Raw genomic sequence first — 22,637 nt, forward strand, 5'->3', positions numbered from 1 at the left:
GACCTTATCAAATCCTCGAGATGCGATTAAATTTGCGTCTCGGGGATTTTTAGTTGCTTACTAAGGTATTATAATTTCCATTTTTCCAAATATAGTAGTAAAATGTAGGTAGATGGTATAATATATTCAATGAAAGGGTGGTTAGATGAAGCATAAATTATTATTTTTTGTCTTTATAACTTTTTTGCTTGTTTTTACAACCTTTTGTAAAAAGGTCGATAGTAATAAAGAACATATTAAGGAAGAAGAGCCGGCGATAAGTGTTGAAGATTCATCAGAAACGGAAAAAACTGTTACCGAATTTAATTCAATATCATTCGAAGGGTACGAATTGGATACAGACAATGTTGTAGGTAAAGAACAATTTTTAAGTAAAGAGATAAATTTTATAACTATATGGCAACCAGGTTGTGGTCCTTGTAAAATCGAGCTTGAGGCTTTTGAAGTATCATATAAAAAGCATCCGGAGGTCAATTTTATTGGATTGTCAATTGCTGAATCAAATGAGGAAGTAAAGGATAAAATAAACGAACTGGGACTAAGTTTCAATAATTTTAGGGCTACTGAAAAATTTTTAGAGTCAGTTAAAGATACTATAAAAAGCACTCCGACATTGCTAATTGTGGATAAAAATGGATTGGATATAATACCTATGACAGTTGGTATTAATAGTAATTTAGGTACTAAGGATGATTTTGTACATTATATTGATAGTACGATAGAAGGGATAAGTAATGAAAAGGAGTAAGTGGCTCATTATTGAAATAGTGGCTGCAATAATCCTGGTTGTACTAGTATTGTTTTTTGTGAAACGCAAAATGGAAGATAGGAAATACCTGGAGGAACAACAAAAACTACAAGTATCTATTAAGTCTGTTGCAAGTGAAGAAGTGAAGATAAATGATACTCACGAATCAGATTTAACGGATAAACAAAATCAGCTTGAAGAGGATTTACAAAGAAGAGAGCTTGAAAAGATTGAAAGAGAAAATAATATAAGTAAAAGAATGTATAGTGAACTTAATAAGGAATTTAACAGTGTTTTGGCTATAATAGAAATTCCGAATTCCAATATATTATTTCCCATAGTTCAAGGTGAAGATAACGAATTTTACTTGAATCACGGTAAAGATGGAGAGTATCATCCTTTTGGAGAAGTGTTTTTAGATTATATTAATAAACCGGATTTCTCAGATTATAATACAGTTATATATGGGCACAATATAAGATCTGCAAAGGCCATTTTTAATGCATTATTACATTATGAAAATCAAGAGTATTATGATATGCATAAATTTATCAAGATTCACAATGGGGATGGTTTAAGCACTTATCAAGTAGTGTCTGTATTTAGGGCAGATCCTGATGAAAATTACAGGGAGGTATCCTTTAAAAGTGATAAAGACTTCAATGCATTTTTAGATGAATACCATAAAAGAAGCGTTGTACAAACTGACCCGATAACAGGAGATAATATGATTACTTTATCCACATGTTTTACAAATGATGACCGGCTAGTTATACAAGCGGTTAAAATCAACAGATAGCAAGCTTAACTCATAAAAGTTTATAAAACAGATAAATAAATTATCAAAAACCCCCTTTGATGTAAAATTGCTAACATCAGAGGGGGAATTATTATGTGAATTTACTACGATATTTTAAACTCCAATAGAAATAGAGGGTTCTTGAGAATGTTACTATATCAAGTCTTAACCTCCGAATATCCTACTGAAAAGGGATAGCTTATATTCTAATCCCTGCCATTCGTAGAATCCGGGTTTATCCAATTTAAGAATATCTTCATCAACACTTAAGACGATGTCGTCAGGAATATGCTCTAAGTACTTTTTTAAAAGTGATTCATCATCTGAGAGTTTTTCTAACTTGAAAATAATTTCGGTATTATTTTCCTCGAATTGCGACTTTTGGTTTTGGTAGTAGTCCAATAGACTATTCTTGTAATAATCTTTGAATGGGTTGGATTCATCTATCCATTCAAAAAATCCGTTTGTATCAAGTTCTATATCTGTTACACCCTGAGAAGAACCGATTAATATTTTCTGAGGCATTGCGTCTGCATAAATCTGAGATAATTTTTTTCCGCCATACATTTGAAATGAGTTCTCGTCAATGGTTGAGAGTTTAAAAAATAGATGATTTGATTTCTCATCAAAAGTAAAGTACTGTTTTGACGAGCTCTTATACAGCTTCCTCCATTTTTCTTGTGCAGACTCACTATCGTCGCTATATCTGTCTGTAGGGAAATACCTTGGCAGTGGCATATTTGATTCTCTATAGTATTCCTTAAAAATCTCTCGAGCTTGATATAAGAAATCTATCAGACCACATGATTCAGAAAAATGATTCCAATCATACTCATCGCTATTTTCCAATCTGAGAGACATTCTATAGATAAAGTCCAAGAATAACGTATCGTTGATTTCGTCATATATATTTTGATAGACTTTTTGAGAATCCCTTCTATGATCCGGATCAAAGATTTTATCGATTTTTAAGAAATAACTACGCCTTCTGGCTTCTGCCGGGAGCGAGTAACCGTCGGAGTTTGTTGTTCCAATAAGTACGGGGGATGCACTTACCTGATTTACATTTTTATTGGCAACAGTCTTTATTAAATCAGTACCGTAATTATTATTTGTAAAAAACCATGGATTAATTTCATCGACCATAATAGGATTAACATTTTCTTCAGACATCCAGCTTCTTAATATATTGATTTTATTTGATTTATCATTATGTCCTTCATACAAACTATCAAAAACCCAATAAGGCTTGTCATCCAGACCAATCATCTTAGTCAGCACTTTTAATAATGATGATTTACCTGATCCTGCTGTTCCTCCGATAAATAAAAACTGAGGTATATCAAGTCTACTTTCCGGAAGTTCAAGCATTTGTTTAAGCTCGTATAAAAATGGGGAAGTAAATGCATACAGCAGGACTTCCATAATCCTTTGTCCGTAACCATCATTGTATTTATAGACGAAATCGTCGAAGGTACTCATAAATCTATTTAGAATACCAAGTGACTCTTTGACTTCATCAGCGGAAGCTTTTTTGCCAAAGACTTGTAGTCTGTTTTTATTAGATTTCATAGGCACGAATAATCCGGTTTTTTCAGAGGCTAAATTCCTCTCTCTCGGTTTACTGTACAACTCCATCCTTAACAAGTGTTCTTCTTGAATACTCGATGAAATAACTTTAAGCTTCTTGCTTACGATTTTTGGAATATCTAAGGTCTTTTTCAGATTAGGGACCTTAAGCCTTGGATTTATTGACTCTTTAACAAGTTCATAAGCCATATCATCAATTTGAGTCTTTTCTTTTTGGGTATTGTCAATCAAACCTTTATCGCTATCTATATTCTTCATTTCATTAAAAATAGAATCCGGTACGGCACCTATAGCAACTTTTTCCTTTAAATTATTGATAGTATCTAGAGGAGCTTTCGAGCGAATTTTTTCTATATTTTCATTTGTAAGGGCAAAGACTCTGTCTATATTAACAACTTCATCCTTTGTTATCTTTTTTATTTCTCTGGCGTTAAGTTTTAGAACTTCGCTTGGAAAGTAATCGCTAAGAATTGGAGATAAATCTTCCTCAAAGTATTCAAGATAAATCTCATATAGTGGACTATTATCAAAGATGAGTATATTTTCAAACTGAGGTATCTTTTTGTCAAAAGCTCTATTTGAAAGATTGGCTGAACCAAGAATAATTCTATTTTCTCCTTCGCTATTTTCCAATAGGTAAAACTTTGAATGAATGGTAAATGGGGTAGGGACTTTAACTTCCATTTTCTTTTTATCCAACTTATCTTTAACGCCGGTACTTAGATCTTGATAAAGTTCCACTGCTTCTAAGGAAAGGTCTCTAGCGAATTGGGATTGAATATTCTTTGCCATCAGATTCGCTTCATATCTTGAATTTTCATCAAAAATACCTACTATTACAAGTGAAGAGTCAAACTTAGATAAATATTCATTCATGAATTCGGGTGTTATTGAGTAAGTTACGCCAATAAATGAATCAAATCTTTCTGCATCAAATATCTCTTCAATAGACATCTCAACTCTCTTGTCCTCATATGTAATATGAAGTGTCGAGCTATCTTCGGGTATGTTAATGTCTTTTGTAAATAAATCGATTTGTTTGCTAATCAAGTAAATCCCTCCTTGTATAATAAATACTAATCTTTCATTATATTAATGATATCATGAATCCTTATAAGTTGTAATACTTATTTATCCGCAGACCAGCTATCTTGTTAGCCTAAAATAATATTGAGATTATCTACTATTATCAATTATTTAGATGAAAAGTGATAAGATGAACAAAATTCAGATAGTCTGATGTGGAATAATTAAAATATTTTTTATTAAAAATTTAAAGGAACACTTATATATTATCTTAACCTATAATGTGACAGCAACTATATAAAAATATACACTTGCGATTTAAGATTAATTTAAGATTACCTCAAGGCTAACTAAAGATTGGTATTCTATACTATATTTGAGGTGATGGAAGTGGTAATTAAATTAAAGCATGTAGGCAAATCGTTTGGGGAGAAGATTCTATATACGGATTTAAATATTGAGTTAAAAGAGGGAGAAGTGTTTGCGCTCATTGGTCCAAATGGTGTGGGCAAGACTACTCTTATGAGATTGATAATGGACTGGGATTTGGATTATACCGGCGAGATAGAAAGAAAAGAGGGTTTAAGTATTGGATATTCTCCGGAAATTCCCGAGTTTCCTCAAATACTCAAAGGGAGGGAAGTTCTTGAGTATTTTATGGAAGTAAGAAAGTTTAGTAAAAAGGATAGAATGGAGAAGTCAAAAGAGTTGATGGAAATAGTAGGACTAAATCTAGAAAAAGATACACCGGTAGTCAACTATTCAAAGGGGATGAAACAAAGACTTGCAGTTGCCCAAGCGCTTATTGGCGATCCTGATTTACTGCTACTGGATGAACCTTCTGCCGGATTGGACTTCTTTGGACAAATACAGATGCAGAAGCTGATAGCAAGACTTAAAGAGAAGAATAAGACGATAATATTAAACTCCCATTTATTATATGATGTGGAAAAAGTTTGTGATAGAGGGATAATCATAATGGGAAATGAGAGATATATGGATTTTAATAGGGATGAATTTAAGGAGAAAGGTTTAGAAGAGATGTTTCTTGATTTTGCGAAGGAGGAGAATTATGTTAGCGCTGATTAAATTACACATTAGAGAAAATATGAAAAAGAACACATTTATAATTTTTGCAATAATCGGAGCCATTGTATCGATAGCAGTCGTAACAAGTGGAAGTTTTACAGTAAATGCACAAGAAAATATCTCCAAGTATGCTCAGTTTGGATATCAATGGAGATTTTTGATACTCATATCTTCATTTGCAGCTGTCAGTTTATCGATGGCGGTTATATCCAAACACAGAGAAGGGAACACAATGGATCTACTTAAACTTCATGGCCTGAGTCCAAGGAATCAATACTTAAGTAGAATATTGGGAAATGTACTTATTACATTATTTATGGCGATAATATTAACAATAGGAATGACTGTAAACATATTGGCAAAAGGGATAGAGGTAAATGTTTTGAATTATTTAGGTAGTATAAGTATCTATATATTGGCAAGTGTTGGGGTAGCAATATATGTTACCTTGTTTTCAATGCTCTTCGCACCTGCAATTACTGCTCTTTTTGGAATACTTATATCCGCTGTAGGGTTTTTAAGGGGGATTTTACTGATAAGTGTTGGTAATATGGGTGGAGTTTTCGGAAAAATAATGACTGTTTTAATTAAACTAGCACCACCCATTGATAATTTTGGAGAATTGGCAAGAGATTTATTTTTCAACGAGTTTTCAAATTGGAATATGTTTTTAAATTGTCTTATCTCCCTTTGGATCTTGGTAGGAATTACTTATTTTGTAGTTATGGTGGTGAGTAGACATGAAGTATAAAATAGCTTATATTATTCTTGGAATCTTACTTATTGTAGGATATGTAAAAACCAGGGAAAATACCATAGATAAACAAACCCTTAAACTTTTAGATGAAGTCAGGCATATGGAAACAAATGAGATATGGGAGGGATTTGATATCAAAAAATACCCTCTGGATGTCAATTATGGAAATCTAGAGTACAGATATATGGATGGAGATATTATAAAAAAATCTCCTGATTTACAGGTGCTGGCTCTTACTGCCATTTCTACAGCGACAGGTCCTGTAGTAAAGGTTCTGCCTGAATCTGAACTTAGAAAGATTACTGATATGGGAGGGCTGTCTCAATCGGAAAGAGACGCTATATATAAATCCATTTTGATACATGAAGCTTTTCACTGCTACCAGATTGAAAAGAGTGGGAATGGAGTACAAATTGAGAATGGTGTGATAGTAAGCGCTGATTTGGATGAGTATAAAATATATGCGGAGCTGTTAAAACGAATAGACAATGACGTAAAATATCATAAGCTTTGGAATAACGAGATTAGCGGTTTAAAAGAATATCTTGAAAGCGGAGATAGCAAGTCTTGGACCGAGAGTAGAAAGCAAAAAGTAGATTATGAAAAGAAGTTTTTTGGAAGCGAGTATAATGTGTATAAAAAATGGACAGATATGAAAGAACTACTTGAAGGTTCAGCCAGATATGTTGAAAACAAAGCACTTACTATAATGAATCAAAAGAAGAACGAGCCATCAATAAATTATGTTAAAGGTGACGCTAAGTTCTATCAGTCTGGATGTTTAAAAGTGCAAATATTAAATGAAATAAAAGGCTGGAAAGACTTGGATTTTAGTGGTAGCATTAGTTTAGATGAACTTTTAATTTCGAAATGATACTTGGAGAGCATAATGAAAGATCTAATATTAGTTGTAGATGATGAGAAAGACTTAAGAGATGTACTAAAGCTATATTTAGAAACAGCGGGATACACAGTACTGGAAGCGGAGAATGGCATAGAGGCAATAGAACTCATATCTAAATCCGAGGTTTCACTAATGATACTGGATATTATGATGCCAAAGATGGACGGATTTGAGCTTATAAAAAAACTGGGAGAAGAACGAAATTTTCCTATAATCTTTTTGTCGGCCAGAACCAAAGTACAAGATAAGATACTTGGTCTAAATTTAGGAGCAGATGATTATATTGAAAAACCATTTGATCCGGGGGAAGTACTTGCCAGAGTTATGGCTTCGCTAAGGAGAGTAAAAAAAGAGAATATAAGGGAAATTAAGAACGGGAATTTAATCTGGAATACGGAAGAAAGATTTATATATAAGGACGGAGAAAAACTGGACTTAACTGCCAAAGAATACAAACTGCTGTCCCTTCTTATGAAAAGACCCGGCAAGGTATTTACAAAGCAGGAAATCTATGAGTTTTTATGGGAAGAGTCTTATTATAATGATGATGATAACACCATCATGGTTCATATAAGTAAACTTAGAGAAAAGATTGAGGAAAATCCAAGAGGTCCTAAAAAGATAAAAACTATTAGAGGCATCGGATATATGCTGGAGAAAATAAATGAAGACGAATAGAATTATTAAAAATACTCTAAAGTTTATGTTGTCTTTCATTCTTATATCGATAATTGCATTCTCGCTATTAGCATCATCGCTGTTTTTTGTACCGACCAGTGGTGCATTGTCCGATTTGATTCCTATCGGTAAAGTAGTTGACTCTGAAAAATTAAACTGGGGAAAAATTACTTCTATAGGGGGAGCAGGTCTTGTAATAGATACAGATGGTAATATGGTAAAAGCATATAATTATCCTGGAGCAAAAGCTGTGTATACTTCGGATGAAATTCTCAATATGCTATCGGATAATAAGGGCATATTTAATTTTACTGATATGCTTCAAAAACCCAAAACTACATTTATTTTTAATGAAGAAAATGGAAACAGGCTATTACTTATTTATCCCAAAAATCTAATCAGCCAAACATTCAATTTAAATGTCAATGAACTTATGGGGAGTAATTCCTATCTGTTTTTGCTACTATTACTGGGAATTTTTATCGTATACTTGGGACTACTTTTCATAATAATTAAAAGGCTATCAAAATCATTAAACAAGGAGCTTGAAGAACTTAAAGCTCAGGAGGAAGAGAGGAAGGATCTATTGTTCAAGGGTCTTGCCCATGACATAAAAACACCTCTATCCGGAATCTTGGCATTCTCCAGAGCACTTTCGGATGGAATAGTTGATGATACTCAAACAAAAAACTACTATAAAGGCATATATAAAAATGGACAAATCCTTAATGACAGAATAAATGACATGCTCGAACTTTCGGTTCTCAGTGAAGAAGGAATGTACAACCCTAAAACTGCAGATATACTCGAGTATATTAGAAGATATATTGGAGATAATTATATTTGGTTTACTGAAAATGATGCAGATATCAGTCTTGAAATTGACGAAGATGAAAAATATCTAATAGAATTCGATCAAAAACTCTTTGAAAGAGTCCTGCAAAACATTCTTCAAAACAGCGTATATCACAATGAAGGTCATGTAAAAATCAGCATAGGCTTTGATAGGAAAAATAAAAAGCTAATATTTAAGGATGACGGAAAAGGTATTGAGGGTAAATTAATAGAAAATATATTTAATCCAATGGTTACCGGTGATGAAAGTAGAACCGGAGAAAAACTTAGAGGCATGGGCTTAGCTAATGTAAAGAGAATTGTCGACTTGCATAAGTGGGATATATATTATAAAGATGGTTTTATTATCACAATGTAATTGGGAAACCATATAATGAATATTTTGAAGAGTATAAAGATTTCCTTTTTTAGTGTTTAAATCATAGATTAGATTTCACATGTAAAAACAGGACTTCTTTAGCTATAAGAATTCATCATAATCATAAAATTATGATATAATAGAAAAGCATTGTTCACGTATAAAGTAAATGAATCATTTGAAATCTAGTAAAGGAGAAAATGATGACAAAAGGAAATATTCAGTCAGTTGAAAGAGCTTTTTATATCTTGGAAGCTATTGCGAGTAGCAATGGAATGGGAGTTACAGAGATATCAAATTCTCTTAATTTGAATAAATCAACTGCATTTGGACTAATTAAAACATTGGAATCATTAGGCTATATATTTAAAAACTGGGAGACAGATAAGTACAAGTTAACTTATAAATTTGCAACTCTAGTATCTGAAGGTTCATTAAATGATGAACTGGTACAGTTTTCAAAGCCTTATCTCGATGAACTTTCTAAAAAATATAATGAAACCATACATTTTGTTGCGGGGACCAAAGATGAGGTTTATTATCTTGAAAAGATAGAATCAAAAAGATCTATAAGAGTCTATACGGGAATCGGACAATCAAGACCTCTTTACTGCACAGCTGTTGGAAAGGCAATACTTTCAATGCGGTCAAAAGATGAGATTGAAGAGTATATTAAGCATAATAAATTGGAAAGACATACTCAAAATACTATAATAGATTCTAGTGAATTAATGTCGGACTTAGAAAAAGCTAGGAAAAACGGCTATGCAATTGATAACTGTGAGAGTCAGGATGAACTGTACTGTATAGGTGTACCTATAATGAACAAAATGGGTGAAGGGTATTTTGCACTGAGTATAAGTTTTCCTGTTTTTAGAAAATCTGAACACAATCTTGATGAAATGATACAAGACTTATTAGAAACAAAGGAAAATATAGAGAGATTCTTTTAAATGAATAAAAAAGGGCTTACTTGTTGTTATGAATGTGGTAATTCAAACCAAGTGAGCCCTTATTTTAATATTTATAAAAAACTTTTAAAAAAGACTTGACAAAAACATGAAAACGATTTAGACTATAATTAGATATAGAGAACATCGTGCGACAATACAGTACAGAAAAAATACGGAGAATAAGAATGAAAAAAATTTATATTTTTTTGAAGTATGAAAACATTTTCATTCCGGTTTGTGATGGTGATAATGTTGTAAAGGCGGTAGCAAGAGTTCTACCTAATCATCCTATGAATGGGTGCAGAGGTGGAGGTTGCGGAATTTGTAGGATTAGGGTAATAAATGGAAATTATATTACAAAAAAAATGAGTAGTGAACATATCTCAGAGGAAGATATTAGCAATGGTGAATTATTGGCTTGTAAAGTTTTTCCTACAGGAGATATGGAGTTAGAGTACATGGGTTCAAAATTAAGGAGGTAAAGTAATGGCTTTAAAAGGTGTTTTAAGAACTGGATTGATGCAACTTAGAGTATTGGATATGGAGGAGTCTATAATCTTCTATAGGGACCGAATAGGTTTGACACATGTTGGAAGCACAGAAGATGGAAGAGAAATGTTTAAAGCTTATGATGAATTTGACCATCATTCTGTAGTACTTAGGGAAGCAGATACTGCAGGCTTGGATTTTATAGCGTTTAAAGCAGACAATAATGAAACTTTGGCCGATGTAATTAAAAAGTCTGATGAAAAATTTGGTTATGAGAGATATGAATTGAATGATCAACCGGGCTTTGGAACTATACATGTTTTTAAAGTTGGTAATGGACATCATATTGGAGTTTATTCTGAAGTAGAGATGGCTGAACAACATCCTATGATAGATAACCCATACATATGGGAAGTGGAACCAAAGGGAATGGCTCCAACGGTTTTTGACCACGCACTACTTGCGGGACCAAATCAAAAAGAAACTACAGATTGGTTTGTTGAGGTTCTTGATTTTAGTATAACTGAAGTACTTTACAATGAGGATAAATCAGAATATATATGCTCTTGGTTAAGTGGAAACACAAGAGGTCATGATGTTGCGCTTTTAAACTATCCGGAAGCTGGAAAACTTCATCATGCATCATTCCATCTTGATAGTTGGAATGCAATCGGACATGCTGCAGATATTATGTCCAGATATGATATTAAAATAGATGCCGGTCCTATGAGGCATGGTATTACTAGAGGTCAAACAATATATTTCTTTGATCCTTCAGGAAACAGACTTGAAACATTCTCAGGAGGTTACGAGTACTTCCCTGATATGCCAATTAGAGAATGGACTGCTGAAAACGCAGGAGCAGGTATATTCTACTATTCCAAAGAATTAAACGAGAACTTTTTAACTGTATTGACTTAAACACTATATCGACTGCAAGTAAATAGGTAAAATAAAATTAGAGTAACTCATTGCTCTAATTTTATTTTACATACTCATATATATTACTAGAATGTAACGATAAACTAAAGAAAAGTAGGAGGATACTATGACTAGACCTGAAATTCAAAATAATGTAAAAACCGGTCAATTTGAAACTAACTATTTAGAAGACGGGAAGGGATTCCCATTAATCTTTATACATGGATCAGGCCCCGGTGTATCGGCATATGCAAACTGGAGATTGGTGCTACCTAAAGTCGCAGAAGTTGCACATTGCTATGGGATGGATATGATTGGTTTTGGATATTCTTCAAAACCTAGTAATGTTAAATATGGAAAAGAACTCTGGACAAAACAGATTATTGATTTCATGGATGAACTAAATATTGAAAAAGCTGATTTTGTTGGCAATTCATTTGGTGGGTCCCTTGCCCTATCTGTAGCAATCAATCATCCGGACAGGATAAGAAAACTTGTAATGATGGGACCAATGGGTGTAGAATTTGACCTTAGTTATGGACTAAATGAAGTTTGGGGATATCAGCCATCAGTTGAAAACATGAAGAATCTAATAGATTTATTCACTTTCAATAAGAAATATGCAACAGATGAATTAGCGGAAATTAGATACAATGCAAGTATTGAAGAAGGATTTCAAGAAGCATTCAGCTCTATGTTTCCACATCCGAGACAAAGTTCGGTAGATGATTTATCCTTTACCGATGAAGAGATTAAAAAAGTAAAGAATAAAACTTTGATAGTACATGGAAGAGAAGACAAGGTCATACCGGTAGCCAATTCTTATAGGCTAATAAATCTACTTGAAAATGCTGAACTTCATGTATTTGGAGGTTGTGGACATTGGACTCAAATCGAAAAAGCAGATGAATTTGCTGCATTAGTTAAGGAGTTTCTTACTAGAGACTAGTAAGAACAGTCAAAGGAGTACTAAATCATGGTAGATCATAGAAAAATTGCTTCTGAATTGTACAATGCTGAATTAGAAAATGTACCGATAGAACAAATAACTAAGGTATACGAGAATTTAAGTATAGATGATGCTTATAAAATACAAATTATAAATATAGAGAAGAAGATATCTGAAGGTAAGAAAATTACCGGCAAAAAAATAGGTTTAACATCTAAAGCCATGCAAGAATCACTTGGTGTTGACACGCCTGATTTCGGGTTTTTATATGACAGTATGGAAGTTTTAAATGGAGTAATTCCAAAAGGTGCAATTCTCCAGCCTAGAGTAGAGGGAGAACTGGCGCTTATACTTAAAAGAGATTTAGGTGATGAAGGGACTATAGAAGAAGTTTGGGAAGCAACAGAATATGTTGTACCAGCAATTGAAATAGTAGGATCGAGAATTAAGGATTGGAAATTGACGATTGTAGATACTATTGCAGATAATGCATCTTGTGGGATGTATCTGCTATCTGATGTAAAAATAGATCCTAGAGTTACGGACCTAAGAGATATTCAAATGAAACTTTATAAGAACGAAGAATTGATAAATTCGGGATATGGTTCGGCGGTATTAGATAATCCTGCAAATGCAGTGTTATGGCTAGCTAAGAGTTTAAGGAAATATGGAGTTAATCTAAACAAAGGGGACATAGTACTAGCAGGTGCATTGAGTGCTGCAATTCCGGCAGTGAGTGGAGATTGTTTTGTATGTGACTTTGGTGAGTTTGGTAGATTGGAAGTAGATTTTGAATAGTAAAACATTGAGTGATACTAAAGGAGGTATTAACACCGGTAAGTTTATAAAGTAAGAAATTACAGCTTTCAGTTTTTTTGCTGGTACTTTCAGTTTTTAAGATACATGAACTGAAATAGTAGCTTTATTAAATTTGCCATTCTTTATTACTTAGATTTAGTTTTCGGAAGCATTGTGCATCGGGGGAATGTAAATGAAAAAGATAAAAGTTGGAATAATAGGCCCGGGGAATATTGGACTGGATTTACTCTATAAATTACAAAGGAGCGAGTATTTGCATCCTGAGCTAATTGTAAATATAAGAGAGTCCAATGGAATAAACCATGCGAGGGAAATGGGAATAAATACATCGACCAAAGGTGTGCAAGCCATTTTAGAAAGAGATGATATTAAAATAGTTTTCGATTGTACAAGTGCAAATGCCCATCTACAGCATGCACCTCTATTAAAAGAAAACAAAAAGTTTACTCTTGATTTAACACCTGCAGCAGTTGGTCCATATGTAGTACCCTCAGTTAATCTTGATGATCATATGCTGAATTTAGACAATCTTAATCTTGTAACATGTGCCGGTCAGGCGACGACTCCTTTTGTTGCAGCAATAAACAAAGCTGCAGATGTGTATTATGCAGAAATAGTTTCATCAATTAGTTCAAAAAGTGCCGGTAAGGGTACGAGAGCCAATATTGACGAATTTACACAAACTACCAGAAAAGCATTGGAAGAGGTTGGAGGAGCAGGCAAAGCCAAGGTATTGATTATATTAAATCCTGCAGATCCACCGATTTATATGAGTAATACAATTTATACGAGAGTCAGGAATGTAGACATAGATAAAATAAACCATGCACTCCAGAATAAGTTGGAAGAGATGAAAGGATACGTGCCTGGAATTAGATTTAGAATGGAACCTGTCATAAAGCATGAAGATGATGATATCATAATGTTGGTAGTAGAAGTAGAGGGACTGGGAGATTATCTTCCTATTTATTCAGGAAATTTAGATATAATAAATTCAGCTGCTATAGAAATTGCAGAGAGAAAAGCGAAAGTACTTTTGGAGGCAAAGAATGAATAAGATTATTTTAACCGATACCTCCTTAAGGGATGGTAATCATACTGTAAAACACCAGTTCAACTTGGAAGAAATAAAAAAAATATGCATAGCTCTTGATAATGCCGGAGTAGATATTATTGAACTGGGCCACGGTGACGGACTTACAGGATCTACAATAAATTATGGATTTTCTAAAGAAGACGACTATGAAGCTATAAAAATTGCAGTAGAAAATGTATCAAATGCCAAGATTGCCGTACTATTATTACCGGGAATCGGTACCGTTCCGGATATGAAAAAGGCATATGAATGCGGTGCCAGAGTGGTTAGGATTGCAACGCATGTTACCGAAGCCGACATATCAATGGAACATATACATGTAGCTAAAGAGATCGGGTTTTTAACTGTAGGCTTCCTCATGATGGCACATAGAGCACCCGTAGATGGAGTTTTACACGAAGCACAAAAGATGGAATCCTATGGTGCGGATATTGTGTATGTGACTGACTCAGCCGGAGCAATGATACCATCTGAGGTTAGGGAAAAAATCTCTGCATTAAAAGAAAATCTGAAAGTGGATATTGGCTTTCACTCACATAATAATCTAGGTTTGGCAATAGGTAATTCACTGGCTGCCATCGAAGCCGGAGCAAAATATATAGACGGCTCACTGGCAGGACTTGGAGCAGGCGCAGGCAATACATCAACGGAAATGTTGGTCGGGGTACTGAATAAAGCAGGGATACCAAATAATGCAGACTTTTACAAGAGTATGGACGCTGCGAAGATTTTAAGGGAAATCGTAAAGAGTCATGGTGTTGAACTTGCAAATACCCAGGATCCGTTAATGTTGGGTTATGCAGGAGTATACTCCAGTTTTATGCTTCATGCCAAGAAAGCCGCTGAAAGATTTAAAGTAGACTATAGAGAAATTATAGAGGAAGCGGGTAGGAAAAGTGCAGTCGGAGGACAGGAAGATTGGCTCTATGAAATTGCTGATAGGATTTCCAGAAGTAAATAAATTATAAGGTTGCTAAGAAATTTTGAATTAGCAGCCTTTTTATTTATCATATTTAGTTTATTAAACAATAATGCCCAAGAAATTATTAGATGGAAAGAATTCAGATAGAAAACTATAAATAAGATAGTAATGGTATAATTTAATTATGAGTCTGTAAAATTAACGACTGACTATGTTTGAAATCAATTAATAGAAAGTTTTAAATTTTAGAGTATACCAAATACATAAAGAGACAAGGGGTTAAAATGTGGGAAAACTTATTTGATTATTGGATTTTAGAAAGAGGATATGATTACTATCTGTATAATAGAGTGCGAAATGTAAACTATTATGAAAATTACATTGAAGCAACTGTATCCGGAAGTATGGATTATATGGTAATAATCGAACTTGAAGAAAATGTCATTAAACATTTAGAATGTGATTGCCCATATGCAGATAAAGGCAAAAATTGTAAACATATGGCAGCTGTATTGTACTATTTGGAAGAGAATAATGAATCAATTGAAGATGCTGATGAACAGGAAGCTAAAGAAAGCATAGAAGATTTAGTTAATGAAGCGAGTGAATTAGAAATAAGGGAGTTTTTGACTGAGATTCTAACTAAGGATGGAAACTTAATTACGAATTTTAAACAGTTTTTAAAACTGGATATGACTGATGTAGAAATGCAGGAATACAAAAATGAAATAAAAAGTATTTTCTACAAACACCAAGATGAGTGTGGATTTATAGACTATAGAAGCGCCACTTTCTTCGGTCAAGAACTGGTAGACTTTATTCATGAGCATATATATTATCTTATTGATAACCAACAATACAAAGAAGCATTTGAGTTGTCAAAACTAATTTTCATAGAAATAAATCATGTTGAAATTGACGATTCTGACGGAGAAATTATTGAGATTGCTGGTGAATGCGTAGATATTTGGAGTTCTATCCTAAAAAATGCGGATATGGATTATAAAACTGAACTTTTCAATTGGTTTATGGGGATACTGACAGAACCCAATTCAATTATATTAGATGATTATATCGAGATCCTTATCTTTGACGAGTTTAAAGATAAAGAATTTCAAATACAGAAAATGGAATGTATTGACGATATAATAAAAAAATGTGAAGAAGTTAATGATCCACGTTCAACCCGCTATTATCTGGGAACATGGTTAGTACGTCGCCTTGATTTAATGATGGAGATGAATCGAAACGATAAGGAGATTATAGATTTTTGTAAGAGTTATTTGCATGAACACAAAGTACGTTCTTTTTATATTGATTACTCTATTGCAAACAAAGATTATGAAACTTCAATTGAGCTGCTTGAAGCAGGGAAAAGATTGGATGAAACTTTTCCAGGAAGAGCTTTGGTGTATAGTAGAGAACTTAAAGAATTATATAAGTTAACGAAGAACGATAAAAAGTACAAGGAAGAGCTAGAATACTTAATATTAAATGAGTATAACCATCTATCTTCTTATGAGGAACTAAAATCCCTATACACAAAATCTGAATGGACAGAAAAAAGAGAGATACTCTTTAGCAAATTACCAAAAGGTTTTAGAATAGATAGACTTTATGCATTGGAAGGGCTATATGACTCACTTTTAGAAATAGTATTACAATCCGATAATGAATATATTCTCTTTGAACATGAGGAAATACTGAAAGGCATTTACCCTGAGGAATTACTAAATAAATATGAACAAATCGTAGAAAAAATGGCCCTTCATACAGGAGGAAGATCACATTATCGAAATATTGTAAATCACCTCAATAAAATGCTTAAATATCCTGACGGTAAGACGAGGGTTCAAGATCTAATACTCAGGTGGATGAAAGAATATAAAAAAAGACCTGCAATGTGGGATGAATTAAGTAGGGTAAGGATATAGTAAGTTATAATCTACGAAATACTTTTTAAGTTAGAGAAATAGAATAATACCATTTGCTAAATACTAAAGCTGCAAAAGGAAAATGAATAATATATCTTTTAAAAAGGAGCCGTTTGAACAGCTCCTTTGATTTTTAATAATTTCATATTATTGTAATTAGACGATAAATATCGCAATGTAGACATGGTGCTTTTATGACAGAATGAGGGAAGTTGGTAAATAATAGGTAATTTAATAAAAGTATTATTTAGGTTATTCTTTTGACAAAATATAATACAATAACGTAGCCCTTTTTTAAATTTAAATTATATTTTTAATTTTCTTGGTAATTCTGATATAACCGACTATAAAATTAATAAATAATAGTAAGTAAATAACAAAAACCATTAAACTAAAAATATGAAAGGGGTTCTTGCTTATAATTGTTTTATTATTTAGAACCTCAATTGCATTCGGAACTACCACAGCTCCGAAGATTATGATTAAGGGCAGTATTCTCCTTCTATAAATCTTTTTTATCATCTCCAATTTGGTTTCAGCTTCCAGAAAAAATTTCAGTATTTATGGAACTCGCGTTCTTTCTGAAATAAGAATAACCCATAAAAGTAGTAACCGCTTCCCAACCATTGTCTTTAAAAATCTGAAGATAATCCAGCTTATCTTCGAGACTCATGTCCTCATCCATAAAATCAAGTTTATAAACGGTATCTGATGGTTCTGTAACCTCAAAAGTATAAATACCCGGAAGTACAACTTTAACAAATTTATATCCTTTAGAATGCATTTTACTCAAGTAATCTTCTTCTTTATCATAATCTAAAATTGTAAAGTACTTAAATCTGCGTATTATTTTGGTCACTTAGACTCACCCCCATAGAGTTTTTATATAGCCTTTCAATTCGTTTAATTTCAATATCTAAAACTTCTTTGCCCAGCTCTGTAATTTTATAGAGTTTCCTATTTTCCTCTTTTCTAACAAAGGAAATTAAACCATCCTTTTCCATTTTAGCTAAGGTACCATACATTGTACCCGGTGCAATATTTATTTGATTGTCAGTCATTAATTGAACTTTTTGACCTATACTATATCCGTGCATAGGTTCCTGTAGACAGTATAGGATGTAGAAACCCGTTTCAGTCATGGGTACATAGATCCTTTTGATAGTCTCGTTCACTATTTCACCTCATCATATCGAAGTACTATATATCGAACCTCGATGTATTAACTATAGTATATCGTACCTCGATATATTTTGCAAATGACTTATAAAGTTATTTAGTTCTAATCGCAATACTCAAAGAAGAGCAGATTGATTCTATTTTTTACTTATACTCAGTCAAATATAGGAATAATTAAGAAAGATCTATGGGTTGAATGTATAGGGGGGTGTATAAATTAGATTATAATAATATTATGATATAATTTATATTTTAAATTTTCCAAAGAATAAATAAAAGATGTCTAATAGTATGATTACTACATATTATAATAAAATGGAAAATTACATAAAGATATTGACCTTTACCTTACGTAATAGTTTATACTTAAAGTCGAAAGGAGATAAATATGGAATATTTGATAAATCAATTAGCGCTAATATCCGGAGTTAGCACAAGAACACTTAGGTATTATGATTCCATTGGACTGCTCAAGCCTTTGAGGATAGACGAAAATGGATATCGAATTTATGGGGTTAATGAAGTTGATTTATTGCAGGAAATGTTATTTTATAGAGAACTTGGAATGCCCTTAGAAGAGATACGAAGTATTGTTAATGGGGAGAGTTTTGATAGATCTGCTTCACTGAAAATGCACCTAACACGATTAGAAGAAAAGAAAAAACGCATAGAGTCATTGATTGAAAATGTCAAAAAGACCATTTGTAATTTGAAAGGAGAAATAAAAATGACTGATCAAGAAAAGTTTGAAGGTTTTAAAGATAAACTGATAAGAGAAAATACCGAAAAATATGGCGAAGAAGTTATTGCTAAATACGGTAAAGAAGCATTTGATGCTTCGAATATGAAGTTAAGCGGGATGGATGAATCTCAATGGAAATTACAGGAACAATTAAAGGAATCTATTTTTATATACCTTAAAAAGGCATTGAAAAAAAGTGACCCCACCTGTAACGAAGCCCAAGAAGCTGCTCGTATTCAAAAAGAATGGTTATGTATGTTCTGGGACGAGAAGAACTATTCAAAAGAAGTACATCTAAATCTTGCAAAAATGTATCTTACAGAACCTCGTTTTACTTCATATTATGATGATGGAGCGGGGGATGGTGCTGCACAGATGTTATATGATGCATTAAAGATTTTTCTTTTTGCTTAAATTTATAAAATATACTTTTAAAACTTGAAAATACAAAACAGTTTATTTTAATATTTAATACTTAAATGATTTGGAAAAATCCTAATTTAATCCGGATAGAGATATAATTATGGATTTTTCTAAAACTCAAGATTTAAATATCCAATTAATATGGTGAGTACATTATTATAAATAGAAGTATTATATTATTGATATAAAGAATCCCCTAGGTCAACTATCGCGCTGTCTAGGGGATTCTTTTTATAAAAATAAAACAAAATATTAAACCATATATAAATAAGGTGATTTTTGTATTACTTATATTTTTTGATAACAGTATAGCCAGTACAAAAGCTTGTTCATTTCGTTGATATCGATTGAATAAATCAGGAGAAAACTCACCACCCCTAACTCTTGGTACTAGCAATTCTAACGTTCCTACACGAGTTTTAATTTGTCTAACTCTAGAACCGTTCCTGTAACATGTACGTTCTTCAGTACGTTCATAAGGCTCAGCTCCGATTGCCTCAGTAACTTGAGCCTCTAAAACTTGGTTTAAAATTGATTCTAAGAGTTTTGCAATAGCATTTTCTTTAGCTGAAGCTGAAAATAAACCTTTAATTATTTCTGAATCTAGTGTAAAATATAGCCAGACCATCTCTTTTACCTCCTGGTTAGTTTTGTGGTGAAACTATTATACCAAAAGGTTGGGGATGGTTCATATTTTTTTGTAAAACTAATTTACACCATTATATAGACTTTATCAGGAACTTATTTTTATTATCCTAGTATCATGGAAAATGAATATTGGTAGAGGGATCGAGATAGGCTATAAAAAGACGAATGGTGCTAAACATAGTGTGTAAATTTTCAAATACTATTAATAAAACATTCTAATTAAACTAAAACTAATCATAAATGATATCAATTTAATATATTTTATGATAAAATATTAAACTGTATTATTTCTTGTATAGTATTTATCTATGGTGAGTGGGAGATTTTTAAACAAACACTATAAGATTTTATGCACAGGGTTATAGGTACCTTTTAAAACCTAAATATTTGAATAGGGGAGTTAACTATGAGTTTGTACATTATTACCGTTATATTGACTGCATTAGCATCAAATATAACTTTGCCTGTGGTTGGAGGGTTTAGGGTTACTCTTGGAGTTGTAGCATTATTTGCAATGATACATGCTTTTCGTTTAAAAAGACCCATATTATTAGCTACTGTAACCGGTATAGTTGTAGTTTTAGTTAGAATTTTACTCGAGAGTTTTAGAATGCCCATTAATCCGGAAGTGGCATCTAATTATTTTTTAGAGGTCTTTTTCTATTTTGGATTTGGTTTTCTATACTATTATTCAGTAATCCACAATCAATCAGCATATCCATTGCCACTGGTAATAGCACTTGCAATCTCCGATGCAGGAGGGAATTTTTTAGAGTACTTATTAAGAACATTAGCTGCGGATCAAACTTGGACAAATACATCCTTGGTAACAATATTACTAGCTGCTTCGGTTAGGTCTATACTAATTGTATTCTTTATATGGATAATAAAAAGGATATTTACCAAATTTGTAGATGAAAGGAGTAGCTATGATTAATTTTATTAGAATACTTGGAGGATTTTTATGGGATTATATTCTACTATTTGCTCTTATGGGTGTTGGTATTTATATGACTATTTTATTAAGATTTCCTCAGTTTACTAGAGTTATACCTGCATTGAAAAAACTAATAGTAGAAATAAAAGAGAATAAACCGGTTGAGAGTGGTAGAATGACACCATTCCAATCATTAGCTACTGCGGTTGCTGCTCAGGTAGGGACGGGGAATATTGTAGGAGTTGCTTCGGCTATTGCCGCCGGAGGTCCCGGTGCAGCTTTTTGGATGATATTTTCAGCTTTTTTTGGTATGTCTACTATCTTTTCTGAAGCAGTATTGTCACAGGTTTATCGTAGAACTACGGAATCAGGTGAGTTATGTGGTGGACCTGCATACTATATACAAGATGGGTTAAACAACAAGCTGCTTTCTTATTTGTTCGCAGTATTTACTATATTAGCATTAGGTTTAGTTGGTATTATGGTCCAATCAAATGCAGTTGTTGGTTCGCTAAGTGAATCATTTGGTTTTCCTAAACCCTGGGCTACAATTGGCTTAATGGTAATTGTAGGGATTGTATTGACGGGAGGTATGAATCGTATTGCAGGTTTTTCAGAAAAGGTTGTACCTGTAATGGCAGGAATTTACATACTGGGTTGTTTTATTATCATAATTATAAATATTAGATACTTAATTCCAACGCTGCAGATTATTGTAAGTGGAGCATTTTCACCACAAGCAATTGGAGGAGGAGTACTTGGGATTACAGTTCAGCAAGCCATTAGATTTGGGATAGCCAGAGGCTTATTCTCAAATGAGGCAGGTATGGGTTCAACACCTCATTCGCATGCTGTAGCGCATACGGACCATCCCGCTGAACAAGGATTTATTGCGATGATTGGAGTGTTTATTTCTACCTTCTTAATATGTACATCAACAGCTATGATAAATCTTATGACCGGAAGCTATAATCCGGGAATTCCTGCGTCTGAAATGGCAAAAAATGCTACACTAATGACTCAAGATGCATTTGTGAAAGGTTTTGGCACTTTTGGAGGTGCATTTCTTTCAGTATCACTCACCAGCTTTGCCCTTACTACTATCGTAGGATGGTATTTCTTTGCCGAATCAAATGTAAAATTAATCTTCAATAATCGTAAGCCCTTTATAGTAGGATATAAAATTATCGCCTTGGTGTTTATTGTTTTGGGACCAATGATTGATGGAGATGTTGTTTGGTCAATCTCCGACTTATTCACAGGACTTATGGCACTACCAAATATAATTGCTCTAATATTTTTAGCAAAAGAATCCCAATGGTTGCTTAAAGACTATGATAGATGTGTTCAAAATGGATATCTTGAATGGCCTGACCTTAAAGCAAAACCTTGGAAAACAAAAAGAGAAAAGAATTAAATTGGCATCTAGATTTTCTTAAATATAGTTTTGTTTAAAATTATAATAAAATAAACTAGACAGCTTAAAATTAAGTTGTCTAGTTTATTTTTAGGTTTTAGTTTTATAAGGTACTTGAAAAACAGTGCTATAATTATAAAAATAAAAATGGATTCGTATATTTAAAATCCATTCTTGAGTATACCCAGATTAATTTAGTGATGATTAATGTTCTCAATAAAACTTAAAAAGAAACTATCAACTATGGTACAGTATGTGCTTGGTAATACTATAGTCAGGTATTATTATGATTATTAATAAGTTAAAAATAAGATATTTTCAGTTAAAAAGCAAATTCGGATTTAACAAAGATAATAAAAGGACACTCCATAATAGCTGAAAAAAGGTAATATATCAGAGTTTAG

General features: G+C 32.8%; 21 protein-coding genes and 1 pseudogene. 18 read left to right on the top strand and 4 right to left on the bottom strand.

What is annotated here, in order from left to right; all coding sequences use genetic code 11:
* Window positions 1–145 precede the first annotated feature (145 nt).
* Entirely contained in the window at window positions 146–748 is a 603-nt protein-coding gene (locus tag VZL98_02915) for a thioredoxin-like domain-containing protein (GenBank protein ID WVH63923.1), read from the top strand.
* Entirely contained in the window at window positions 735–1,547 is an 813-nt protein-coding gene (locus VZL98_02920; protein WVH63924.1) for a sortase, read from the top strand. Before VZL98_02915 ends, VZL98_02920 begins: the two co-directional genes overlap by 14 nt.
* A 165-nt stretch (window positions 1,548–1,712) precedes the next feature.
* Here VZL98_02920 and VZL98_02925 read toward each other — a convergent pair whose 3' ends face one another.
* Window positions 1,713–4,187, bottom strand: coding sequence for a phospholipase D-like domain-containing protein (locus VZL98_02925; protein ID WVH63925.1), 2,475 nt, complete (start codon window positions 4,185–4,187; stop codon window positions 1,713–1,715).
* A 366-nt stretch (window positions 4,188–4,553) separates the two neighbouring features.
* Here VZL98_02925 and VZL98_02930 point away from each other — a divergent pair, with 366 nt between their 5' ends.
* From VZL98_02930 to VZL98_02990, 13 genes are all read left to right on the top strand, one after another.
* Complete coding sequence (locus VZL98_02930; protein ID WVH63926.1) at window positions 4,554–5,252, top strand: ABC transporter ATP-binding protein; 699 nt, start codon at window positions 4,554–4,556, stop codon at window positions 5,250–5,252.
* Complete coding sequence (locus VZL98_02935; GenBank protein WVH63927.1) at window positions 5,236–6,003, top strand: hypothetical protein; 768 nt, start codon at window positions 5,236–5,238, stop codon at window positions 6,001–6,003. The genes VZL98_02930 and VZL98_02935 overlap by 17 nt, the downstream gene beginning before the upstream one ends.
* Window positions 5,993–6,883 carry a hypothetical protein gene (locus VZL98_02940; GenBank protein WVH63928.1) on the top strand — a complete coding sequence of 297 codons (891 nt, stop codon included), beginning with the start codon at window positions 5,993–5,995 and terminating at the stop codon, window positions 6,881–6,883. Before VZL98_02935 ends, VZL98_02940 begins: the two co-directional genes overlap by 11 nt.
* 15 nt (window positions 6,884–6,898) lie before the next feature.
* On the top strand, window positions 6,899–7,591 hold the full coding sequence (locus VZL98_02945) for a response regulator transcription factor (protein ID WVH63929.1): 693 nt from the start codon (window positions 6,899–6,901) through the stop codon (window positions 7,589–7,591).
* Entirely contained in the window at window positions 7,578–8,804 is a 1,227-nt protein-coding gene (locus VZL98_02950) for a HAMP domain-containing sensor histidine kinase (GenBank protein WVH63930.1), read from the top strand. The genes VZL98_02945 and VZL98_02950 overlap by 14 nt, the downstream gene beginning before the upstream one ends.
* Window positions 8,805–9,007: 203 nt before the next feature.
* Window positions 9,008–9,757: an IclR family transcriptional regulator gene (locus VZL98_02955; protein WVH63931.1), complete on the top strand. Its 750-nt coding sequence runs from the start codon at window positions 9,008–9,010 to the stop codon at window positions 9,755–9,757.
* Between the two features lie 185 nt (window positions 9,758–9,942).
* The gene (locus VZL98_02960) at window positions 9,943–10,239 is read left to right on the top strand and encodes a 2Fe-2S iron-sulfur cluster-binding protein (protein WVH63932.1); all 297 of its coding nucleotides are present in this window, start codon (window positions 9,943–9,945) and stop codon (window positions 10,237–10,239) included.
* A 4-nt stretch (window positions 10,240–10,243) separates the two neighbouring features.
* Window positions 10,244–11,167, top strand: a complete 924-nt coding sequence (locus tag VZL98_02965) for a catechol 2,3-dioxygenase (protein ID WVH63933.1) — start codon at window positions 10,244–10,246, stop codon at window positions 11,165–11,167.
* 127 nt (window positions 11,168–11,294) lie between these two features.
* Entirely contained in the window at window positions 11,295–12,116 is an 822-nt protein-coding gene (locus VZL98_02970) for an alpha/beta hydrolase (protein WVH63934.1), read from the top strand.
* A gap of 27 nt (window positions 12,117–12,143) precedes the next feature.
* Window positions 12,144–12,914 (top strand): fumarylacetoacetate hydrolase family protein, encoded by a 771-nt coding sequence (locus VZL98_02975; GenBank protein ID WVH63935.1) that lies wholly within the window; start codon window positions 12,144–12,146, stop codon window positions 12,912–12,914.
* Between the two features lie 193 nt (window positions 12,915–13,107).
* Window positions 13,108–13,992, top strand: a complete 885-nt coding sequence (locus VZL98_02980) for an acetaldehyde dehydrogenase (acetylating) (protein WVH63936.1) — start codon at window positions 13,108–13,110, stop codon at window positions 13,990–13,992.
* Window positions 13,985–14,992, top strand: coding sequence for a 4-hydroxy-2-oxovalerate aldolase (gene dmpG / locus VZL98_02985; GenBank protein WVH63937.1), 1,008 nt, complete (start codon window positions 13,985–13,987; stop codon window positions 14,990–14,992). Before VZL98_02980 ends, dmpG begins: the two co-directional genes overlap by 8 nt.
* 245 nt (window positions 14,993–15,237) lie before the next feature.
* Entirely contained in the window at window positions 15,238–16,887 is a 1,650-nt protein-coding gene (locus VZL98_02990; GenBank protein WVH63938.1) for an SWIM zinc finger family protein, read from the top strand.
* A gap of 535 nt (window positions 16,888–17,422) precedes the next feature.
* Here the strand turns inward: VZL98_02990 and VZL98_02995 are convergent.
* Together VZL98_02995 and VZL98_03000 are read right to left on the bottom strand one after the other, a co-directional pair.
* Window positions 17,423–17,746, bottom strand: coding sequence for a DUF2812 domain-containing protein (locus VZL98_02995; protein WVH63939.1), 324 nt, complete (start codon window positions 17,744–17,746; stop codon window positions 17,423–17,425).
* Window positions 17,721–18,062, bottom strand: a complete 342-nt coding sequence (locus tag VZL98_03000) for a PadR family transcriptional regulator (protein WVH63940.1) — start codon at window positions 18,060–18,062, stop codon at window positions 17,721–17,723. The genes VZL98_02995 and VZL98_03000 overlap by 26 nt, the downstream gene beginning before the upstream one ends.
* A 392-nt stretch (window positions 18,063–18,454) precedes the next feature.
* On the opposite strand from VZL98_03000, the gene VZL98_03005 reads away from it, so the two are divergent.
* Window positions 18,455–19,222 (top strand): MerR family transcriptional regulator, encoded by a 768-nt coding sequence (locus VZL98_03005; protein WVH63941.1) that lies wholly within the window; start codon window positions 18,455–18,457, stop codon window positions 19,220–19,222.
* A gap of 313 nt (window positions 19,223–19,535) precedes the next feature.
* Here the strand turns inward: VZL98_03005 and VZL98_03010 are convergent.
* Window positions 19,536–19,859 (bottom strand): annotated as a pseudogene (locus VZL98_03010) (transposase).
* A 426-nt stretch (window positions 19,860–20,285) separates the two neighbouring features.
* Here VZL98_03010 and VZL98_03015 point away from each other — a divergent pair.
* Complete coding sequence (locus VZL98_03015; GenBank protein WVH63942.1) at window positions 20,286–20,816, top strand: hypothetical protein; 531 nt, start codon at window positions 20,286–20,288, stop codon at window positions 20,814–20,816.
* Window positions 20,809–22,233, top strand: coding sequence for a sodium:alanine symporter family protein (locus VZL98_03020; protein WVH63943.1), 1,425 nt, complete (start codon window positions 20,809–20,811; stop codon window positions 22,231–22,233). The genes VZL98_03015 and VZL98_03020 overlap by 8 nt, the downstream gene beginning before the upstream one ends.
* The last annotated feature ends 404 nt before the right edge of the window (window positions 22,234–22,637 follow it).

The organism is Peptoniphilaceae bacterium AMB_02, from assembly GCA_036321625.1.
Taxonomy (GTDB): Bacteria; Bacillota; Clostridia; order Tissierellales; family Peptoniphilaceae; genus Microaceticoccus; species Microaceticoccus formicicus.